At 31.3% G+C, this 20,565-nt stretch carries 16 protein-coding genes; 10 read left to right on the top strand and 6 right to left on the bottom strand.

Going from position 1 to position 20,565, the window contains the following annotated elements; translation table 11 throughout:
* Positions 1 to 41: 41 nt before the first annotated feature.
* The 4 genes from glpK (at position 42) to Q4586_RS01885 (ending at position 3,458) form a co-directional block, all read left to right on the top strand.
* Entirely contained in the window at positions 42 to 1,523 is a 1,482-nt protein-coding gene (glpK, locus tag Q4586_RS01900) for a glycerol kinase GlpK (protein ID WP_303525835.1), read from the top strand.
* A gap of 5 nt (positions 1,524 to 1,528) precedes the next feature.
* Complete coding sequence (locus tag Q4586_RS01895) at positions 1,529 to 2,077, top strand: pyridoxamine 5'-phosphate oxidase family protein (RefSeq protein WP_068703891.1); 549 nt, start codon at positions 1,529 to 1,531, stop codon at positions 2,075 to 2,077.
* 51 nt (positions 2,078 to 2,128) lie between these two features.
* Positions 2,129 to 3,190, top strand: a complete 1,062-nt coding sequence (locus tag Q4586_RS01890) for an endonuclease/exonuclease/phosphatase family protein (RefSeq protein WP_303525833.1) — start codon at positions 2,129 to 2,131, stop codon at positions 3,188 to 3,190.
* Between the two features lie 133 nt (positions 3,191 to 3,323).
* Positions 3,324 to 3,458, top strand: coding sequence for a hypothetical protein (locus Q4586_RS01885; RefSeq protein WP_262509354.1), 135 nt, complete (start codon positions 3,324 to 3,326; stop codon positions 3,456 to 3,458).
* A gap of 90 nt (positions 3,459 to 3,548) precedes the next feature.
* Here Q4586_RS01885 and Q4586_RS01880 read toward each other — a convergent pair whose 3' ends face one another.
* Positions 3,549 to 4,727, bottom strand: coding sequence for an acyl-CoA dehydrogenase family protein (locus Q4586_RS01880; RefSeq protein ID WP_303525829.1), 1,179 nt, complete (start codon positions 4,725 to 4,727; stop codon positions 3,549 to 3,551).
* Positions 4,728 to 4,852: 125 nt separating this feature from the next.
* Between Q4586_RS01880 and rnpA the strand changes: the two genes are divergently transcribed.
* The 4 genes from rnpA to purD all read left to right on the top strand — a co-directional run bounded on the left by rnpA (position 4,853) and on the right by purD (position 9,990).
* Positions 4,853 to 5,236: a ribonuclease P protein component gene (gene rnpA / locus Q4586_RS01875; RefSeq protein WP_068702093.1), complete on the top strand. Its 384-nt coding sequence runs from the start codon at positions 4,853 to 4,855 to the stop codon at positions 5,234 to 5,236.
* On the top strand, positions 5,226 to 6,851 hold the full coding sequence (locus Q4586_RS01870; protein ID WP_176714942.1) for a S41 family peptidase: 1,626 nt from the start codon (positions 5,226 to 5,228) through the stop codon (positions 6,849 to 6,851). Before rnpA ends, Q4586_RS01870 begins: the two co-directional genes overlap by 11 nt.
* Before the next feature lie 42 nt (positions 6,852 to 6,893).
* Positions 6,894 to 8,573: a DUF6909 family protein gene (locus tag Q4586_RS01865; RefSeq protein WP_068702089.1), complete on the top strand. Its 1,680-nt coding sequence runs from the start codon at positions 6,894 to 6,896 to the stop codon at positions 8,571 to 8,573.
* A 142-nt stretch (positions 8,574 to 8,715) separates the two neighbouring features.
* Positions 8,716 to 9,990, top strand: coding sequence for a phosphoribosylamine--glycine ligase (purD, locus tag Q4586_RS01860; RefSeq protein ID WP_068702087.1), 1,275 nt, complete (start codon positions 8,716 to 8,718; stop codon positions 9,988 to 9,990).
* Between the two features lie 233 nt (positions 9,991 to 10,223).
* Here purD and Q4586_RS01855 read toward each other — a convergent pair whose 3' ends face one another.
* Positions 10,224 to 11,267, bottom strand: a complete 1,044-nt coding sequence (locus Q4586_RS01855) for a sensor histidine kinase (protein WP_068702085.1) — start codon at positions 11,265 to 11,267, stop codon at positions 10,224 to 10,226.
* A gap of 54 nt (positions 11,268 to 11,321) precedes the next feature.
* Positions 11,322 to 12,017 (bottom strand): response regulator transcription factor, encoded by a 696-nt coding sequence (locus Q4586_RS01850; RefSeq protein WP_068702083.1) that lies wholly within the window; start codon positions 12,015 to 12,017, stop codon positions 11,322 to 11,324.
* Between the two features lie 169 nt (positions 12,018 to 12,186).
* Between Q4586_RS01850 and Q4586_RS01845 the strand changes: the two genes are divergently transcribed.
* Together Q4586_RS01845 and Q4586_RS01840 are read left to right on the top strand one after the other, a co-directional pair.
* A complete protein-coding gene (locus tag Q4586_RS01845) occupies positions 12,187 to 12,903 on the top strand; it encodes a 3'-5' exonuclease (RefSeq protein ID WP_068702081.1) in 717 nt (238 codons plus the stop codon).
* A 126-nt stretch (positions 12,904 to 13,029) separates the two neighbouring features.
* Entirely contained in the window at positions 13,030 to 13,794 is a 765-nt protein-coding gene (locus Q4586_RS01840) for an Eco47II family restriction endonuclease (RefSeq protein ID WP_068702079.1), read from the top strand.
* Here Q4586_RS01840 and dcm read toward each other — a convergent pair.
* The 3 genes from dcm to Q4586_RS01825 form a co-directional block, all read right to left on the bottom strand.
* Positions 13,767 to 15,011, bottom strand: a complete 1,245-nt coding sequence (gene dcm / locus Q4586_RS01835; RefSeq protein WP_068702077.1) for a DNA (cytosine-5-)-methyltransferase — start codon at positions 15,009 to 15,011, stop codon at positions 13,767 to 13,769. The genes Q4586_RS01840 and dcm overlap by 28 nt on opposite strands.
* A 139-nt stretch (positions 15,012 to 15,150) precedes the next feature.
* A complete protein-coding gene (locus Q4586_RS01830; RefSeq protein ID WP_068702075.1) occupies positions 15,151 to 17,022 on the bottom strand; it encodes an ABC-F family ATP-binding cassette domain-containing protein in 1,872 nt (623 codons plus the stop codon).
* Between the two features lie 76 nt (positions 17,023 to 17,098).
* Complete coding sequence (locus Q4586_RS01825; protein ID WP_303525818.1) at positions 17,099 to 20,488, bottom strand: GEVED domain-containing protein; 3,390 nt, start codon at positions 20,486 to 20,488, stop codon at positions 17,099 to 17,101.
* Positions 20,489 to 20,565: the final 77 nt, after the last annotated feature.

The following is a 20,565-nucleotide window of genomic DNA, read 5'->3' as shown; positions in this document are numbered from 1 at the left end:
AATTTGTAAATTGCTTTTTTAATTATTTATTACAATTTTAAATGGCAAAATATATTGTTGCGTTAGATCAAGGTACTACAAGTTCTCGTTCAGTGGTTATTAACGAATCTGGAGAAATTATTGCTATAAATCAACAAGAGTTTGAGCAAATTTTTCCACAACATAGTTGGGTAGAACATAATCCTGAAGAAATTTTACAATCACAACTTACAACCTTAAAAAAAGTAATTCAACAAGCAAATATTCATCCATCAGAAATTGTAGGAATTGGTATTACCAACCAACGTGAAACCACTGTTGTTTGGAATAAAAAAACAGGTAAACCTATTTACAATGCTATTGTTTGGCAAGACAAACGAACGGCGGATGTTTGTGAACAATTAAAAGAAAAAGGTTTACAAAATCATGTAAAAAAAACTACAGGCTTAGTAATAGATAGTTATTTTTCTGCCACCAAAATAAATTGGATTTTAAACAACGTTGAAGGTGCAAAATTAGAAGCTGATAAAGGAAATTTATTATTCGGTACTATTGATACTTGGTTGCTTTGGAATTTAACCAACGGTAAAGTTCATGCTACAGATTATAGTAATGCTTCTCGTACAATGTTATATGATATTAAAAAACTGTGTTGGGATAAAAAATTGTTAGAAGAACTCAATATTCCGATTGCTATGCTACCTGAAGTAAAACCTTCTTCACATCATTTTGGAGATTATGACTTAGATGGGTATCAAATTCCGGTTGCAGGAATGGCTGGCGACCAGCAAGCTGCACTTTTTGGACAAGCATGTTTTAACAAAGGAGAAGCTAAAAATACTTATGGCACAGGTTGTTTTATGTTAATGAATACTGGTGAAAATCTTGAATATTCTAAAAACGGATTATTAACTACTATTGCTTGGGGAATTGATAATAAAATATATTATGCTTTAGAAGGAAGCGTATTTGTTGCAGGATCAGCAATTCAATGGTTACGTGACGGATTAGAAATTATTAACAACGCTGATGAAAGTGAAGCTTTAGCAAAAACTATAACAGATGAAAACCCCGTATATGTAGTTCCTGCTTTTGCTGGTTTAGGTGCGCCATATTGGGATATGTATGCACGCGGTGCCGTTTTTGGACTAACCCGTGATACTGGAAAAAATCACCTCGTAAAAGCTACTTTAGATTCACTTTCTTATCAAACTAAAGATATTTTAAAGGTTATGCAAAAAGATAGTGCTATTACTTTAACCTCTTTAAAAGTTGATGGTGGTGCTTGCGCTAATGATTACTTAATGCAATTTCAAGCAGATATTTTAAACACAAAAGTTGAACGACCAGAAATTATTGAAACCACAATTATGGGTGCTGCATATTTAGCAGGTATTTGTGTTGGCTTATGGAAACAAAACGATATTTTAAATAGACGAAAAATTAACAACACCTTTACTCCTACTTTTTCTTCAGAAAAAAGAGAAAAATTATACACTAAATGGCAAAAAGCTGTAGAACGTACTAAAGATTGGATAAATTAAAAATTATGGCAAAATTCAACACTAAAATTACCACTAGAGTTCAGCAATTTATAGCAGCGCAAAAAGTATTTTTTGTAGCAACTGCTCCTAAAAACGGACGTATTAATTTATCTCCTAAAGGAATGGATTCTTTTCGTGTTTTAAACGAAAATCGCGTAGCTTGGTTAAGTGTTACGGGTAGCGGTAATGAAACCTCAGCTCATTTATTAGATGATAACAGAATTACCATTATGTTTTGTGCTTTTGATGGCGCTCCTAATATTTTACGCTTATACGGACATGCTAAAGAAGTTTTACCCGAAGATTCTGAATGGGATGAGTTAATTTCACAATTTCCTAAACTATCTGGTACACGTCAAATATTTGATGTAACCGTTGAAACAACACAAAACTCTTGTGGAATGTCTATCCCATTTTACGAATACAAAGAAGAACGTAACGAATTATTAGACTGGGCAAGTGAAATTGGCGAAAACGGAATAAAACAATACTGGAATGCTAAAAATCAAAAAAGTATTGATGGGTTAGAAACTAAACTTAAAGAACAATCCTAATTATAATTAAATTAGCTTGTCTTTATAGTAACTTTGTATAAATTATTAGAAATGAATGTATTTTTTCTAGTTTTATCACTAGTACTTATATTTTTTAACCTGCTGCCATTTATAAAAAATCAGCATTGGGCTTTTCGCGTTCCTGAATTTATTAAAATACAGTTATTAATACTTCAAATAATTGCAAGTATTGGTCTTTTTGTTTTTACTGATAAAACTAGTTGGTTTTGGTTTGTTTTAATATTTCAGGTAACTTTAATTATTTATAACTTCTACCTTTTAGCTCGTTTTACAAAGTTTTACAAATCCGACAACAAAAAAATCACTGATTTACAGGTGTTTAAAATTATTTCTGCTAATATTTATCAGTTTAATACTCAGTTTAAAAAGTTTAAAGAATTTATCCGAAGTGAAAAACCTGATTTTTTTGTTACTATCGAAAGTAATAAAGATTGGGAAGTTGAAATGCGCAGCCTCGAAAACGATTATCCTTACACCGAAAAGATAACGCTAGAAAACACTTACGGAATGCATTTTTATGCAAAAATTCCGTTTCAAAAAATAAGAACACATTATTTTGTTGCAAATGATATTCCGAGTATTGAAGCTCACTTTAAAACAAAAAAAGGGGAAAGTTTTGTAGTTTTTTGCGTGCACCCGCCACCACCTAGTCCAACAGAAGAAGAAACTTCCAAAGAACGCGATGGTGATTTAATGTGTATTGCAAAACGAGTTAAAGAAATTAATAAACCAACTCTTGTTGTTGGTGATTTTAACACTGTATCTTGGTCTAGAATTGCTAATTTGTTTCGTAAAAACAGTGGCTTAATTGATGGTAGAAATGGTAGAGGTATTCTTGCTTCTTATCATGCAAAATATTGGTTTTTTAGAGCTCCTTTAGACCTAGTTTTTCATAGCACTTCTATCATTATAAAAGAGCTACGTCTTTTAGGTTATACAGGTTCTGATCACTTTCCTATTTGCTGTGTTTTCAACATCAATCCATCCATAATTAAAAATACTACAAAAACAACTACAAAAGAAGAAGATAAAGAAACAACTGAACTAATTAATAGCGGTAAAAAAGAAAATAGCAATAACAGGTCTAAATAATTTTTTTGCAAACTAGTTAAATTAAAAGAACAAAATAAAAGCTATTTTCTAATTATTTTTTTTATGAATATGATTTTTGTCATATTTTATAGTAAGTGTTATATCTATTTTTGGAGTATAATTTATATACAATATGATAAAATTGGTTAATACCCCTTTAGTTTCATGGACAAACGGAACCATTATGATTGCTATTTTTGGTTTTGTTTGTCTTGGTTTAGTTATTACTCTTTTACTTCTTATAAATAGTGGAAATAGAAAGAAATAACAAATGGTATATATCGTTTTTTAATAGTTGATTTTTAGAAGAGGTGCTCTTTATATAATGTTGGTGGTTTAACGTTTAGAGCACTTCTTCTTATTTAAATGCATTTAGTCCTGTAATATCTAAACCTGTGATTAGTAAGTGAACATCATGTGTTCCTTCATACGTAATCACACTTTCTAAATTCATTGCGTGTCTCATTATAGAGTATTCTCCTGATATTCCAATTGCTCCTAATACTTGTCTTGCTTCTCTTGCTATTTTTATAGCCATATCAACATTATTGCGTTTTGCCATTGATATTTGTGCAGATGTTGCGCGTTCTTCATTTTTTAAAACTCCTAAACGCCAAGTTAATAGTTGCGCTTTGGTAATTTCGGTAATCATTTCAGCTAACTTTTTTTGTTGTAATTGAAACTGACCAATAGGTTTACCAAACTGTGTACGTTCTTTTGCGTAACGTAAAGCGGTATCATAACAATCCATAGCAGCGCCAATTGCTCCCCAAGCAATACCGTAACGAGCCGAATCTAAACACAATAAAGGTGCACCTAAACCAGATTTGTTTGGCAACAAGTTTTCTTTGGGTACTTTAACATTATCAAAAATAAGCTCACCAGTAATTGATGCTCTTAACGACCATTTATTATGTGTTTCTGGAGTAGAAAATCCTTCCATACCACGCTCAACAATTAATCCATGAATGCGACCTTCTTCATTTTTAGCCCAAACCACAGCAACATCACAAATTGGCGCGTTTGAAATCCACATTTTTGCTCCGTTTAATACATAATGGTCGCCCATGTCCTTAAACTTGGTTTCCATCCCTCCAGGATTACTTCCATGATTAGGTTCTGTTAACCCAAAACTTCCCATCCATTCGCCTGAAGCTAATTTTGGTAAGTATTTTTTTCGTTGTGCTTCGTTTCCATAATTAAAAATTGGTCCCATTACCAAAGAAGATTGTACCGATGCTGTTGAACGAATACCACTATCGCCACGTTCAAGCTCTTGCATAATTAATCCATAAGAAATTTGATCTAAGCCTGCACCACCGTATTCTGTAGGAATGTATGAGCCAAAAGCACCAACCTCAGCTAAACCACCAACTAATTGTGTTGGAAATTTTGCTTCTTGCGCAGCATCTTCAATAATTGGAGATAAATTTTTCTTTACCCATTCACGGGCTGTATCTCTAACAAGTTTGTGCTCATCTGTTAATAAATCATCTATTTGGTAATAATCTGGTGCTTGAAATAAATCGGGTTTCATAAGTTTACTTTAAAATTAATTACTGATGTTATTTTTGTTGATGATTTATTAAATACAATAAAGTATTCTTCCAAAAATACTCAAAAAAATGGTTTATAGTATCGATTTATGTATGTTTGTAGTAGATGAGATTTACACTAGGAAAACAAGAACGATTAAAGAGCAAAAAGCTAATTGGTAAATTATATGAAGAAGGAAAGGTTGTCAAAAAATTTCCGCTTCGTATGGTATACATACAAACCGAACATACTTCTAAGTTTCCTGTTCAAGTAGGAGTTTCTGTTCCTAAAAGAAATTTTAAAAGTGCCGTTGACCGAAACCGAATAAAACGCTTGTTACGAGAAACTTATCGAAAAGAAAAACATACCGTTTACGATGCTGTTGGTAAACCTTATGTGTTTATGATTTCTTATATTGCAAAAGATGAATGGAAATATGTTGATTTGGAACGTAAAATGCAGCAATTATTAACGCTTTTTATAGCTGAAACTACTAAAGATGAAGAATAGAAAACTTATTTTTTTAAGCACTTTCCTTGTTATTTTCTTATTATTCTCATTTCAATCTCGCTTTTTTGAAATTGCAAAACAAATAGAAATTTATAACAACTTATTTAAGGAATTAAACATTAATTATATTGATGAAATAAACCCTGGTGAGTTAACTAATAAAGCAATTAAAAATACACTTAAAAGTTTAGATCCTTACACTAATTTTTACAACGAGCAAGATGTTGAAGATGCGCGTATTCGACGAGAGGGAGAATATGGCGGTATTGGAATTTCAACTTTTTACATAAAACAAGGTATTGTCATTGCAGATATTCACAAAGGTTTTTCGGCAGATAATGCAGGTTTAAAAATTGGTGATATTATTACTACTGTAAATGGGCAAAAGTTGGCTGATTTAGAAAAAAGTCAGTACTCTCAAATGATTAAAGGAACTCCAAATAAAGAGATTTCATTAATATTTACTAGAAACGGAAAAGTAAAAAAAACACGTTTACAACTTGATAAAATTATTGTAAACCCTGTTCCTTTTTACGATATGATTGATGATGAAACTGGTTACATTATTTTAACACGTTTTACCAATCAAAAAGCAACACAACAAGTAGCAAAAGCTTTTACTGAACTGAAAGAAAAAGGGATGAAAAAGCTGGTTTTCGATTTACGAAGTAACCCTGGTGGCTCGTTATTTGATGCTGTAAATATTACCAATTTATTTATTCCGAAAGGATTAAAGGTCGTAGATACTCGTGGAAAAATTAAAAAAAATAGCAGAACTTATAAAACCAATCGAGAGCCTTTAGATACCGAAATTCCTATTGTAGTTTTAATAAATGATCGTTCAGCATCAGCCTCTGAAATTGTATCGGGCGCTTTACAAGATTATGATCGGGCAGTAATTATGGGCGAGCGTTCTTTTGGTAAAGGTTTGGTGCAACGTTATTTCGAGTTAAATTACGGTACACAAATGAAAGCTACCATTTCTAAATATTATACGCCAAGTGGACGTTGTATTCAGGAATTAGATTATGCTAATCGTGATGCTAAAACAGGAAAAGTGCCTAAATTTTCTGACGGAAATGTAAGTTTATTTACCACAAAAAACGGAAGAACAGTTTATGATGGTGGTGGGGTAACTCCTGATATAAAGATGGGCTTTTCTAAAAAAACATCAGAAACTAAAAAACTGTTAAAATCAAGAGTTATTTTTAACTTTGCTACTGATTTTGCCAATAACAACCCAAATTTTAACACTGAAAATTACCTATTTAAATCTAACGATTTTAAAAAATTTAAAAACTATTTACTTCAAAAAGACACTGCTTTTGTTACCAAAGAAGAAAAGTTATTTAAAAGTGCTTTTACAGCTGTAAAAAACAACACCAATATATCTACAGAATACAGTACAATTTTAGAAAAACTAAAAAAAGAAAAAGTTAAAAAAATAGCTTTAAACGAAGATGTTTTATTAAAAGAAATACAAAACGAAATTATAAAAAGATACGTTTACAAAGAAGGTGTTTTTAAACATCAACTTAAAAATGATAAAACCATCAATAAAGCAGTAAACCTATTAAAGAATCAAAAAAAATATACTGCTATTTTAACAAAATAGTATCCATAACATTATTTGTACCTTTACATTTTAAAAGAATATATGTCAAAACCAAATCATAAAGAACGTACTAGAGCCCAAGAATCTACCAATGCCATCGAAAAACTATATATTTCTATGCGTCATTTATTTAGTCGTGGTTTTTATAAACCAATGGGAATTTCTGGTGAAACTTTGCGTAAATCATTATTACAATTAAGGCCAGAAATTTACGGATCAATCGCTGAAGACAAAACCGAGTTAAACGGGTTGACCTATATTATTGAACGTTTACCTGAAGGAATTGAAGAGTGCCAGTTTATTTATTTAACGGCTGATGAAGGCTATAGAAATTCAAAATTCAAAGCCATCGTTCCGCCAAAAAGAAGAAGAAACTGTTACCGTATCGATAAAGATCAAATGAATATTGAAATTACGCGTGGACGTTCTGAAATTTACGATATTCTTACACACCTTACTTTCTTATTTATCGAATCTCATAAAATTAAAGATCGCGTTGTTATTGATAATGGCGAAGGTTTTATTAGAGAATGGACACATTTAGAAGAAGCTGTTTTATATAACAAAACATTAACCGATGAAGAAAAAGATGTGATTGTTGTACATCTTGGAAATATTTTAGGAAGAACATATGACGAGGTATACGATGCCTATAATACCTTTGCATCAGAAGAAAATCCTAACAGATTTTTTCACCTTATTTATTGGTTAGGTAAATTAGCTATAAACGAGGCACTTTTAGAGCAAAAACGCTCGGTAAAATTTAGTTCGGTTTTAATTGAAGAAATCGGGCATCATTTTTATGGTGAAATCTGGGCAAATAACATTAAAAAGAATCTTTTAGATAATAATTTATTAGAACGCCCTATTCATATTATTAGTGCAAACATGCATAGTGTTATGAACAGTATCTATGCGCAAAAAGCACTACCAAAAGAAGTTAAAAAACACAAAGGTTTTGAACTTTTTGAAATATTAAGTAACGCTAATAGCCAACCTTTACAAAAAGCGGTAAAAAAACATGCTTCAGAAAACGGATTAATCTATTTAAAAGATTCATCAGGAACCAATATCAATGTACAAATTATTGATACTGAAAAAATAGATTTTGATACAACTTTATTTCAAAAAGTAAATTCGGTAGGAGAAAAACCTGTAATTATCGTGATGGATTATGCCTTTGGTGAGCAAGCTTACGAAACGATGGATGAATTATTAAAACCTTATAAAACGGGTAAAGAAACAATTCATTTAAATGTTGATTCAGTTTCAATAATGGGTAAAGCGGGCATCTTAGAAGGAGGAAAAGGAGATATTATGATTCCTTCTTCACATATTTTTGAAGGTACTGCAGACAATTATCCGTTTAAAAATGAATTAACAAAACAAGATTTAGAAGGTTTTGGCGTACAAGTTTTTGACGGAGCTATGGTTAGTGTATTAGGAACATCATTACAAAATAAAGATTTATTAAACTTCTTTCACGACTCAACTTGGAATGTTATCGGTTTAGAAATGGAAGGTGCACATTACCAAAAAGCCATACAATCTGCCTCTAAAATTAGAGGAAACGTACGAGAAGATATTAAAGTACGTTATGCATATTACGCATCAGATAATCCACTAGAAACAGGTGCAACTTTAGCTTCTGGTGGTTTAGGTATGAGTGGAGTTACACCAACATATGCGATTACTCAAAAAATATTAGAGCAAATATTTTAATCGAAAGGCAATAATCAAAAATAAATTTTAAAAAGACTTCTTTTACCTAAAAAGGAAGTCTTTTTTGTTTTTTTGATACTTGTTTTGCTCATAGCCTTTTTTCTTGTTTTATATTTGCAGTTACAACGCAACAACACACATAATGAATATCTTAATTTTAGGATCTGGAGGTAGAGAGCATGCATTTGCTAAAAGCCTGTCAGAAAGTAACAAAACAAAAAATCTTTTTGTAGCACCTGGTAATGCAGGTACAAGTAAAGTAGCCACAAATATTGCTATTAATCCTACCGATTTTAACAAAGTAAAAGAGGTGGTTTTACAACACAACATTACGATGGTGGTGGTAGGTCCTGAAGCTCCTTTAGTGGCAGGAATTCACGATTTCTTTTTAGCAGATAATGACTTGAAAAACATTCCTGTAATTGGCCCTAAAAAAGACGGTGCTTTATTAGAAGGAAGTAAAGATTTTTCGAAGCAATTTATGATAAAACACAACATTCCTACTGCAAAGTACGAATCGTTTACAGCAAACACCTTAACACAAGGTAAAAGCTTCTTAGAAACCTTAAAACCACCATATGTTTTAAAAGCAGATGGATTGGCAGCAGGTAAAGGTGTTTTAATTTTAAATGATTTAGAAGAAGCTAAATCAGAATTAGAAGAAATGTTGTCGAATCAAAAATTTGGAGAAGCTTCATCTACCGTAGTTATTGAAGAATTTTTAAACGGAATTGAACTTTCGGTTTTTGTTTTAACTGATGGAAAAAACTATAAAATACTACCTTCTGCTAAAGATTACAAACGTATTGGTGAAGGTGATACTGGATTAAATACAGGTGGAATGGGAGCGATTTCTCCAGTGCCTTTTGCTACTGATGATTTTTTACAAAAAGTAGAAGATTTAGTAGTAAAACCAACTATTGATGGTTTACAAAAAGACGGAATTGATTATCGTGGATTTATATTTATCGGATTGATGAACGATAACGGAAATCCGTCGGTTGTAGAATATAATGTTCGTATGGGAGATCCGGAAACTGAGGTTGTTTTACCAAGAATTGAATCGGATTTAGTAGATTTATTTGAAGGAGTTGCCAACCAAACTTTAGGAGAAAAATCATACGAGGTTACCAATCAAACAGCGACAACAGTTATGTTAGTTGCTGGTGGATATCCTGAAGGATATGAAAAAGGTAAAGAAATTACAGGTTTCGAATCGGTAAATGATTCTATCGTTTTTCATGCCGGAACTACCGAAAAAGAAGGAAAAGTAGTCTCAAACGGAGGTAGAGTAATGGCAGTTACTTCTTTTGGTAATTCTATTGAAGAAGCCTTAGAAAAATCTTATAAAAGCATTGATAAAATTTCTTTTGAAGAAATGAATTATCGAAAAGATATTGGATTTGATTTAGTGTAAAAACGATAATGTTATATAAAAAAAGCGTCACTTTAAACAAAGTGGCGCTTTTTTTTAATTATCATTATTGATTAATCCCCCAATTTATCAAATATGATTTTCCATGTGTATTATGGTACAAATATCATCATTAAAAACAGTTCAATGAATAAAAATTGTATCAATTGCTTTGAATTTTGTGTAAATGACAATAACATTTACACAACTACACAACCTGTTAAACTTTATAGTTTTTACATCATTTTTTCTAAAGTAAATGAAAATTCAGACCCTTTACCAAAATCACTTTTTAATAAAATAGTTTCGTTATGAGCTTCAATAATATGCTTTACAATAGATAAACCTAAACCTGAACCTCCTTGTTCGCGTGAACGGCTTTGATCTACACGGTAAAAACGCTCAAATAATCGTGAAATATGTTCTTCTTTTATTCCTTCACCGTCATCTGTTATTTTTATAATAAACTTATTTGGGTTATAGCTTTCTATACTCACTCTAGTTACTCCTCCTACTTTTCCGTATTTTATAGAGTTGACTATTAAATTAATTAAAACTTGTTCAATACGTTCTATATCCCCTTTTACAAAGTGCGGAAAATCATAGATACGATCAAACGTTAAGGTAATATTTCGTTTTTTTGCTTTCATTTCAAAAAGATCAAAAACATTTTGAATTAACTCTAAAATATTAAAAGTCTCAACATTCATTTTCATCCCCTCAGTTTCTAATTTAGCAATCATATCTAAATCTTTAATAATTGAGGTTAGCCTTTCTACCCCTTTGTTTGCTCTACTCAAATATTTAGAGCGTATTTCTTCATCATCTGCAGCACCTTCAATTAACGTTAAAATATAGCCTTGTACGGTAAAAAGTGGTGTTTTTAATTCATGTGCTACATTTCCTAAAAAATCTCTTCTAAAAGAATCTCTTTGTGTTAATATGGCTATTTCTTTACTTCTTTCTTCTACGTATTTTTGTACACTTTTTGTTAGTTCTTCAACATCAGTAGTTACCGTTTTTCTTTCTAAATCATTTACATCTAAAATAGAAATGTCTTGATATAATTTTTTTATCCTTTGATAAATAAAATATTCAGCCCTATATTGAATGATAAAAAATGATGCAATAAACATCACAATACCAAAAATAATTATAGCGCTTATTCCCATGCGGTTAATTAAAAGAAAATATGATAATAATGCTATTATTATTGAGATTGAAGTAGAGTAAAATGCCGACCAAAGGGCATATCGATATGTTTTTTTTATTTTATTCATTATAAAAAAATAGATTGCTTATTCAGCAATCTATAAAATTTTTAGCTTTATTTCTTATTTTTCTTCTTCTAAAACAAACTTATAGCCCACACCTTTAACTGTTTTAAAAAAATCATCTCCTATTTTTTCTCTAAGTTTTCGAATATGAACATCAATTGTTCTACCTCCTACCACAACTTCATTACCCCAAACACTGTCTAAGATTACTTCTCTTTTAAATACTTTTCCTGGTTTAGATGTTAATAATGATAACAATTCGAATTCTTTTCTTGGTAAAGCTATTTTTTTATCACCCTTAAAAACCACATACTCATCTCTATTAATAATAATGTCTCCTACTTTAGTTGTTGAGTCGGTTTTTTCATCAGTTTTTAAACGTCTTAGTAGTGATTTTACTTTACTAACCAATATTTTTGGTTTTACTGGTTTTGTAATATAATCATCAGCTCCAGCATCAAAACCTGCCATTTGCGAATAATCTTCTCCTCGAGCAGTTAAAAAAGATATAATTACATCTTCTAACGATTTTACTCCTCTGATTTTTTCGCAGGCCTCAATACCGTCCATTTCTGGCATCATAATATCTAATAAAATTAAATGCGGAATTACCTTTTTAGCTAATTTTACTGCCTCTGCACCGTTATTAGCTGTAAAAACTTGATAGCCTTCTGATTTTAAATTGTACCCAACTATTTCTAAAATATCAGGTTCATCATCGACTAATAAAATTTTAACATCGTTCGTATTCATAGTTCATTTATATTCTGTTATCCAAAAGTAACCATAATATTATAAACCCTATTAACTCTTGTTTAACTTAACATTCATTTAATCTTTCATAAACATTTACTTAAATCTATTTTTTTCTGAGGCAAACAATTAATAGTGGTTTTTGTATCTTTAAAAAAAGAAATAAAAAATGCTAGGTAAAATTAACTTACAGAATATCTTATTTTTAGATATCGAAACTGTTCCTGAAGTGGAATTATTTGCTGATTTATCTGATGAAAAAAAAGAATTGTATGCTTTAAAAACTCAATATCAACGAAAGGATGAAATAAATGTTGAAGATTTTTACCATCGGGCTGGTATTTGGGCTGAATTTGGAAAAATAATATGTATATCAGTAGGATATTTTGTTGAAAATAATGGAACAAATCAATTAAGAATTACTTCGTTTTCGGGAGATGACGAAGCATTAATTTTAAACAACTTTAAAGAATTACTTGATAAGCACTTTAACCAAAATAAACATATATTATGTGCACACAATGGTAAAGAATTTGATTTTCCTTACATCGCACGTCGAATGATTATCAATCGAATTAATTTACCTAAAAAACTGAACTTCTTTGGTAAAAAACCATGGGAAATTCCGCATTTAGATACTTTAGATTTGTGGAAATTTGGTGATTATAAACATTATACATCTTTAAGACTACTAACATCTATTTTAGGCATTCCTTCGCCCAAACAAGACATTGACGGCAGCGAGGTTGCCAAAGTGTATTATCAAGAAAAAAACTTGCCTCGTATTGTGCAATATTGCGAACGCGATACCATAGCCGTAGCACAATTGGTTTTGCGTTTTTTAAATAAACCAATGTTAGATGTTAAAAACATTGTGACTGTATAAACTGGCTGTACATTTTTACAAAACGTTTTTAAACAGATAGAGGTACAATAATTCGATTTATGAAAGACATATGAAAAAATCAATAATATTCTCTAAATTCGTATTCTTTAAAAGATGAATTGAAATATGGCTAATAAATATTTAAGTTTTATATCTGATGAACACCTAATATCTTGTATTGAGAATCTTTATAAATCGTATTTAAAAGCCAAAGCTAATATAAGCAAGAAGAAGTTCTACAAAAACAAAATTGATACTATCAAATTAACTTTTGACGCTAAATTCAATGATTTAGATGAAGAAACATTGATTAAAACCGAAATAAATCGCCAAATAGATAAATCTACCAACAACTCTATTGGAACTTTCCATGAAGAAATACTAGGGGGAATTACAGGTTTTGAAATAGGAAATCTAAGTGGATTTGATATAAAGGCAATTGATAATACTTTATTTGCTGATATTAAAAATAAACACAACACCATGAATAGTAGTTCTGCTGAAAGTTTGTTTCAGAAATTAGCAAAATATGCAGATACATATAAACAAGCCAAGTGTTATTGGGTGCAAGTTTTAGCTAAAAACAGCTTTAATGAAAAATGGTTTGGCGAAATTAACGGAAAGGAATATAGCCACAGTAGGGTATATAAAATATCAGGAGATCAATTTTATAAATTGTTATCAGGAAAAGAAAACGCTTTGTTTGAATTATACCAAGTTTTGCCACAGGCCATTTCTGACTATTTGAAAAAGCAAGAAAGTGAGAAAACGCAAAATAACTCAGCGCTTGAAGAAATTTCTGTAAGTTCTAAAGAATCAAATAGGAGTATCTTAGATGAAATAACTTTTGAAAACTACAGTTATTATGTAGGTTTTGATAAGCTTAAATAGTGAGTATTTAAGAATTTAATTATCGAATAACCTATTTCTCTTCCTAAATTACAAGGAACTGCATTTCCAATTTGCTTATATTGTTGCGAAATTGACCCCATAAACTTCCAATCATCTGGAAAAGTTTGTATTCTTGCATATTCTCTTACTGTAAAAGGACGTGTTTCTTCTGGATGACATCTTTCAGTTTGTTTTTGAGCTGGACTACAAGTAAGCGTTAAACTTGGTTCATCCCAACCTATTCTACGTGCAATACCTGTCTTTCCTCCTCCTAAATAAAAACTTTTCCCCATATATTCCTTTTGAATATCTAAAGGTAAATTTCTCCAATATCCTTTTTGAGGAACTAAATCTAAAACAGCCTTTTTATGATCGGGGTATTTTGAACCTTCAGATTTTGGAACATTACAATCATATAACTCTCCTTTTTTTAGAGCATCAACTAAGTTATAAATTTTGTTATGTGGTTTCGGATATTCATATTTCAAATCAATATCCTTTCTAATTCCGACTAAAATTACACGTTCTCGTTTTTGAGGAACTTTATAATTGATAGCTTTTAAAACTTGTACAGGAACAACATTATAGCCAATTTCATCTAAAATTGAAATCATTCCCTCTATTGTTTTTCCTTTTTCGTGAGACAGTAATCCTTTTACATTTTCTCCAATACAAATAAGAGGATTCACCTCTTTTACAACTCTTGCGAATTCATAAAAAAGCGTACCTCTTGCGTCTTGAAGACCTAATTTTTTCCCAGCATAACTAAACGCTTGACAAGGAAATCCGCCAGTAACGATATCTACTTGATTATTATATTCTGTAAAATCAAAAGATTTAATATCTCCCTCAAGTACATTCCAATTCGGTCTATTTTCTCTTAACGTTTGGCAAGCCCATTTATCAATCTCATTTAGAGCTACACATTTTATTCCTGCTTTTTCCAAACCTACAGCCAAACCTCCTGCTCCAGCAAATAATTCTAAAACTTTAAATTCTTTAACTGGTGCTATAAAGTTGTCTACTGTATCTTCATAATCAATAGATAACTGTGCTAATAGAGCGTTAATTTGTTCTTTTTTGTATATTCTATATTTACTAATAGGTTCTCTAACAGCAGAAAATTTTCCTTCTCTATCCCAACGTCTTAGCGTTTCTTTACTCTTTCCTAAAATTTGAGAAACTTCATTTAACGAATAATACTCTTTTGTAACCATATTACACAACCTTATACATTGGTTACAAATTTACAAAAAAAAGATCTATATAAACAATATTAAGAAAGTAAAGAATACAGTAGGTTTGGTAATTTTATTAAGGTTATCAAATATACTAATCTCTGTAAACTAAAAAATCTTACTCCCCTTCTAATTTCATTGAAAGTTCTAACCAACGTTCTTCTTTTTCTTCTAAATCGTCGGTTATTTGCTGAAGTTCTACAGATTTGTCATTGATTTCTTCTGGTAAAAATTCGGCTCTATTAAACTTACCTTCAATAGTTTCTTTCTTTTTTTGAAGTCTTTCAATATCTTTTTCTAACAAACCCCATTCACGTTTTTCGTTAAAACTTAACACGCCTTTTTTAGCTGTTTTTACAGGAGCTATTGCTTCTTTTTTAACTTCTTTTGCTTCTCTATACTCTTTTACTTTAGAGTCTTCATATGCTCTAAAATCAGAATAATTTCCAGGAAAGTTATCAATTTGTCCTTCGCCTCTAAACACAAATAAATTATCAACGATTTTATCCATAAAATAACGGTCGTGAGAAACCACCATTAAGTTACCTGGATAATCTAATAAAAAGTTTTCTAGTACATTTAGTGTTACAACATCTAAATCGTTTGTAGGTTCATCTAATATTAAAAAATTAGGGTTTTGAATTAAAACCGCGCATAAATACAGACGCTTTTGTTCACCACCGCTTAATTTTTCAACAAAATCGTGTTGTTTTTTTCTATCAAATAAAAAGCGTTCTAATAATTGACCAGCAGATATTTTTCGTCCTTTACTTAACGGTATATACTCTCCAAATTCTTTTATTACTTCAATTACTTTTTGCCCTTCTTTTATTGTAATTCCTTTTTGGGTATAATAGCCAAACTTTACTGTTTCACCTATTACAACTTTTCCGCCATCTAACTCAATAGCTCCTGTTAACATGTTTAAAAAAGATGATTTACCAGTACCATTTTTACCTATAATACCAATACGTTCTCCTCGTTTAAATACGTAATCAAATCCGTCTAAAATTACTTTATCATCAAATGATTTCTTCATTTTATGAAGCTCAATAATTTTGCTTCCTAAACGTTCCATATTAATTTCTAACTGAACTTCGTGCTCATTACGACGTTTGTGTGCTTTTTCTTTAATTGCATAAAAATCATCGGTACGAGATTTAGATTTTGTTGTACGAGCCTTTGGCTGGCGACGCATCCAATCTAATTCTTTTTTAAACAAACTTTTTGCTTTGCCTAAATTGGTGGCTTCTAAAGCTAAACGTTCTTCTTTATTTTGTAAATAATATGAGTAATTTCCTTTGTATTTATATAGTTGACCGTTATCTAACTCGATAATCTCGTTACATACACGTTCTAAAAAATAACGGTCGTGTGTAACCATAAATAAGGTTATTTTTTCTTTAGCAAAAAATGCTTCTAACCATTCAATCATTTCTAAATCTAAATGATTAGTAGGCTCATCTAAAATTAATAAATCTGGTTTTTTAATTAATACAATGGCAAGTGCTAATCGTTTTTTTTGTCCACCAGAAAGCTTTCCTACTTTTAACTGTAAGTTGTCTAGCTTTAATTTAGATAGTATTTGCTTGTATTGCGTTTCAAAATCCCACGCATTGTATTGTTCCATTAGCTCAAAAGCTTCTTGAAACGCATCTGCATTATCAGGATTTTGTACTGCTTTTTCGTATTGTTTTATTACTGATAAAACTTTATTATCAGTAGAAAAAATAGTTTCTTCAATGGTTAAATCAGGATTGTGATTATCCGCTTGCGATAAATATGCGATATCGATTCCTTTTCTACTAACTACTTGCCCAGAATCTGGCTCATCTATTCCGGCAACAATATTTAAAATAGAAGTTTTTCCACTACCATTTTTAGCAACAAAAGCTATTTTTTGATCTTTGTTAATTCCGAAAGAAATGTTATCAAACAGTACTTTTTCTCCGTATGCTTTTGCTATGCCTTCAACTGATAGGTAATTCATATTCTAAATTTTATGCAAAGAAACAAAAAACCCGAGCAATTGCTCGGGTTTTATTTATTTAAGTAAGAAAGTCTTCTTATTTTTTTATCAATTTAGTTTTTAATATTTTTTGACCATCATTAACTTCTAAAATATATACACCTTTCATTAGGCTCGAAACATTTAAGTTATTTAATGAATTTAAGCGTCCTTTTTGTACTACACGACCTACTACGTTTACAACTTTATAAGTTACATTTTTAGCTTTAGATGCTAATTTAACCTGAACATTATCAATTGCAGGATTAGGATATGCCGTTATATTTACGGTTGCTTCATTTCCTAAGTTTTCTGCATTGCTTATGTCTGTAAAAATAGTATTAAAATTAGCTGTTGATGCTGTAATGTTTACAGTATAATCTTCTACTTCACCATCTGCAAAAGTTTCACATGACGTTTGTGCAGCATTATATTTCATTGAAACACGCATTCTTGTTTGTCCTAATAATGCTCCAGACGGAACAGCAACTGTTGCTGTTAAGTTATTAGCACTTGATGAAGATCCTGAAACTACTTTTTCACTATCTGCAAATGTACCATCTTGATTAAAATCAATCCAAACAGCCCAGTGCTCATTATAAGCAGTTCCTGAAAAACCAGCACTTACAACCATTTGATTAGAACTACCTTTAGCTAAAGTAGCTACTTTTGATGTAAAATCTCCATAACCATTATTTCCTGCCGATGCATTGGTCATACCTCCTAATTCTACATTATCAATCCACTCATAACTTGATCTGTTTCCTTTAGAAGCACAGTAACTAACTTGATTTGATAAAGTTGTCACATTTACAACATTACTCGAAGTTGAAACATTATCAGCAGCATCTTTTGCTTTTACAGAAAAAGTATAAGTAGTTGCTGCTGTTAAACCTGTAATATTTGCTGATGTATTTGCTGTTGATCCTATTATTGTTGCTCCTTGATATACATCATATTCTGTAACTGCTACATTATCTGTAGATGCTGACCAGTTTAACGTTAAAGTAGTTTGTGTTACACTTGATGCTGTTAAACTAGTTGGTGCAGTTGGTGCAGTAGTATCTGCCTGAGAATTTCCAATTACTACGGTATAGTCTTCTACTTCACCATATTGAATAGAAGCCTCACATGCTGTTGGTGTTGCATTGTATTTTAATACCACTCGCATTCTTGTTGCTCCGTTTAGTGCTGATGTAGGTACTGTAAACGATCCACTTACTGGAGTTGTTTTAGATTTTGCTTTTGTCCAAACTGTTTCTCCTGCATCAGAAAAATCTCCATCTTGATTATAATCAATCCAAACTCCATAACCTTCATCATAAACAGTGCCTGTCCATTTTGGAGTTATTGTAATAGTATTAGATTCTCCTTTTGATAAGTTTGTTGTTATCGAGGTAAAATCAGAATATCCATTCCCACCAGTTGAAGTATTACTTATAGTACCTAATTCAACTTTTTGAATATACTCATCATTTACACTTGCTCCTTTTGAGTTACAATAAGAAATTACAACTGCTGGTGTTGTAAAGTTTACAGATGTACTATAATTTGAGTTTCCTGAAGAACATTTACTACGCACTTGTACTTCGTATTGAGTTGAAGCTGTTAAACCAGTTAACACTTTTGTTGTTGTTGATACTGTACTAGTTGACCAAGATGAAGCTGACGTAGCTTTATATTTAACATCGTACGTTGCACCTGTAACTGTTGCCCAATTTATCGTTGCGCCTGTGTCAGAAACTCCTGAAACTGTAACTCCTGTTGGTACTGTTGCATTACACACAACTGGTGTACCTGTAATACCTGTTACAATTAATGAGTAATTTTGGCTACCACCAACTAAAGAACCTTTGTGGGTTACGGTAATTGTATATGTGCCTGAAGCTCCTGTAACATCAACTCTTTCAAAAGGATCTACATTATTGTCTCTTTTTGCACTCGTAGTTGCTCCTGTTAACTCGTATGGTAAAAATGTGTTTCCATTTTTAGAAACTCTAATATCTAAATCATTTACTAAAACTGGTGTTGTAGCATTTACTGTTGAAGTAGCTGTACCTGGTCTGTCAGTCCAAGATATTGATGCCAATAATGGATTAACTCCATCAGCATCAACAGTAATTGTATATGTTTGACCAGAGTTTAACGTTAATTCTTCTATTTTAGACTCGTTTCCTTTGTTTGTAATTGCTTCTGCAGCTCTTTTTGTGTGTAATAATCCCCATCCAAAAACAGCATCTGGCCCTGTAGCACCAGCATCATCAGCAGTATGTAAAGCCAATCCTTTTAAAGTAGCAGCTCTCATAAAATCACCACTGTTTAGATTTTTATAATGTTGTTGTAACAATAATAAAGATCCTGCAACATTTGGTGATGCCATTGAAGTACCTGTAATTGAGTTATAAGCAGTATCGCTACTTTCATAAGTAGAATATACTCCTGAACCATTACCGGTAATATCTGGTTTTATACGAAAATCATCCGTAGGACCTTCACTACTACTAGGTGCAATTACTACTGAAATTAAATTTCCGTTTGCATCAACATTTGCGTCTTGAGCATTGGCTACTACTAAGTTATTTTTAGAAACTGAATGCCCTGTTAATTTATCAAAACCATAACCTCCTGTTGGGTTGTTATTTGCAGTATTATCACTACCATCGTTACCCGCTGCTACCACCATTAAATAGTTTGGAGCATTGAATAAAATTTGATCCCAATCTCTAGCTTCATCAATATAACCTCCAAAATAATTTTGAGGTAATTGTACTTGGCCTTGTTGGTTTCTAGTTGCAAAACCATAAGAGTGATTAGAAATTAACATTCCACCAGCTACCGCATTGGTAACTTCTGTTTTATCGTTATTCCAATCATAACCGATTGCTTTTGAATGTGGTGCCATACCTTTTGCATTAGCTACTACACCTGAAGCCATAATCGTTCCTGTTACGTGAGCAGCATGATAATGTCTTGCCGTAGTACCATCACCAACAGAAAAACGATTATTTCCTCCGGCACCATCATATTCTTGATGCGTTATTCTTGCTAAACCACCATCCCAAACATGAGCAGTCATTCCTTGTCCCATTAAATTTAAACCTAATGATCCGCCTGAATTTAAATGGTTTGTTCTTGTAGATTTAGCAGCATCAACATTGTAAGTTGTATAGTAAATTGGTTTTCCGTTTACAACTCTTTGTAATTCAACTAAATTACCTTTACTTGTTGTAAATTTAGTTTTCCAACCTTTTTGTTTTGCTAATTGTACGGCTAATGCCTTTTCTCTTTTTGAAGTCTTTTGAAAATCTCCTTTGATTTTTTGAAGTTTTGCTAAATCATAATTACTACGAATTTTAGCTACTTCGTTTTTGTCTTGAGCTTGTGTTTGGAAATTTAATCCTAAAACAACACCAGCTAATACAAGACTTTTTAAGTACTTGTGTTTCATTTTTTGAAGGGTTATAAAGTTAGTTTTATCTATTAAAAATAAAAATTACAACTTAATATAATTACATTAAAAACTCT

The sequence above is a fragment of the Tenacibaculum soleae genome, assembly GCF_030549005.1.
GTDB classification, from domain to species: Bacteria; Bacteroidota; Bacteroidia; order Flavobacteriales; family Flavobacteriaceae; genus Polaribacter; species Polaribacter soleae.
Note: the sequence above shows the minus strand (reverse complement) of the source record. Positions and strands in the feature narration are given on the sequence as shown.

Coding starts and splice junctions, on each gene's coding strand:
- Q4586_RS01895 (WP_068703891.1), top strand. CDS start 1,529: ATGGCAAAATTCAACACTAAAATTACCACTAGAGTTCAGCAATTTATA.
- Q4586_RS01865 (WP_068702089.1), top strand. CDS start 6,894: ATGTCAAAACCAAATCATAAAGAACGTACTAGAGCCCAAGAATCTACC.
- glpK (WP_303525835.1), top strand. CDS start 42: ATGGCAAAATATATTGTTGCGTTAGATCAAGGTACTACAAGTTCTCGT.
- Q4586_RS01890 (WP_303525833.1), top strand. CDS start 2,129: ATGAATGTATTTTTTCTAGTTTTATCACTAGTACTTATATTTTTTAAC.
- Q4586_RS01870 (WP_176714942.1), top strand. CDS start 5,226: ATGAAGAATAGAAAACTTATTTTTTTAAGCACTTTCCTTGTTATTTTC.
- purD (WP_068702087.1), top strand. CDS start 8,716: ATGAATATCTTAATTTTAGGATCTGGAGGTAGAGAGCATGCATTTGCT.
- Q4586_RS01880 (WP_303525829.1), bottom strand. CDS start 4,727: ATGAAACCCGATTTATTTCAAGCACCAGATTATTACCAAATAGATGAT.
- rnpA (WP_068702093.1), top strand. CDS start 4,853: ATGAGATTTACACTAGGAAAACAAGAACGATTAAAGAGCAAAAAGCTA.
- Q4586_RS01845 (WP_068702081.1), top strand. CDS start 12,187: ATGCTAGGTAAAATTAACTTACAGAATATCTTATTTTTAGATATCGAA.
- Q4586_RS01855 (WP_068702085.1), bottom strand. CDS start 11,267: ATGAATAAAATAAAAAAAACATATCGATATGCCCTTTGGTCGGCATTT.
- Q4586_RS01840 (WP_068702079.1), top strand. CDS start 13,030: ATGGCTAATAAATATTTAAGTTTTATATCTGATGAACACCTAATATCT.
- Q4586_RS01830 (WP_068702075.1), bottom strand. CDS start 17,022: ATGAATTACCTATCAGTTGAAGGCATAGCAAAAGCATACGGAGAAAAA.
- Q4586_RS01885 (WP_262509354.1), top strand. CDS start 3,324: ATGATAAAATTGGTTAATACCCCTTTAGTTTCATGGACAAACGGAACC.
- Q4586_RS01850 (WP_068702083.1), bottom strand. CDS start 12,017: ATGAATACGAACGATGTTAAAATTTTATTAGTCGATGATGAACCTGAT.
- dcm (WP_068702077.1), bottom strand. CDS start 15,011: ATGGTTACAAAAGAGTATTATTCGTTAAATGAAGTTTCTCAAATTTTA.
- Q4586_RS01825 (WP_303525818.1), bottom strand. CDS start 20,488: ATGAAACACAAGTACTTAAAAAGTCTTGTATTAGCTGGTGTTGTTTTA.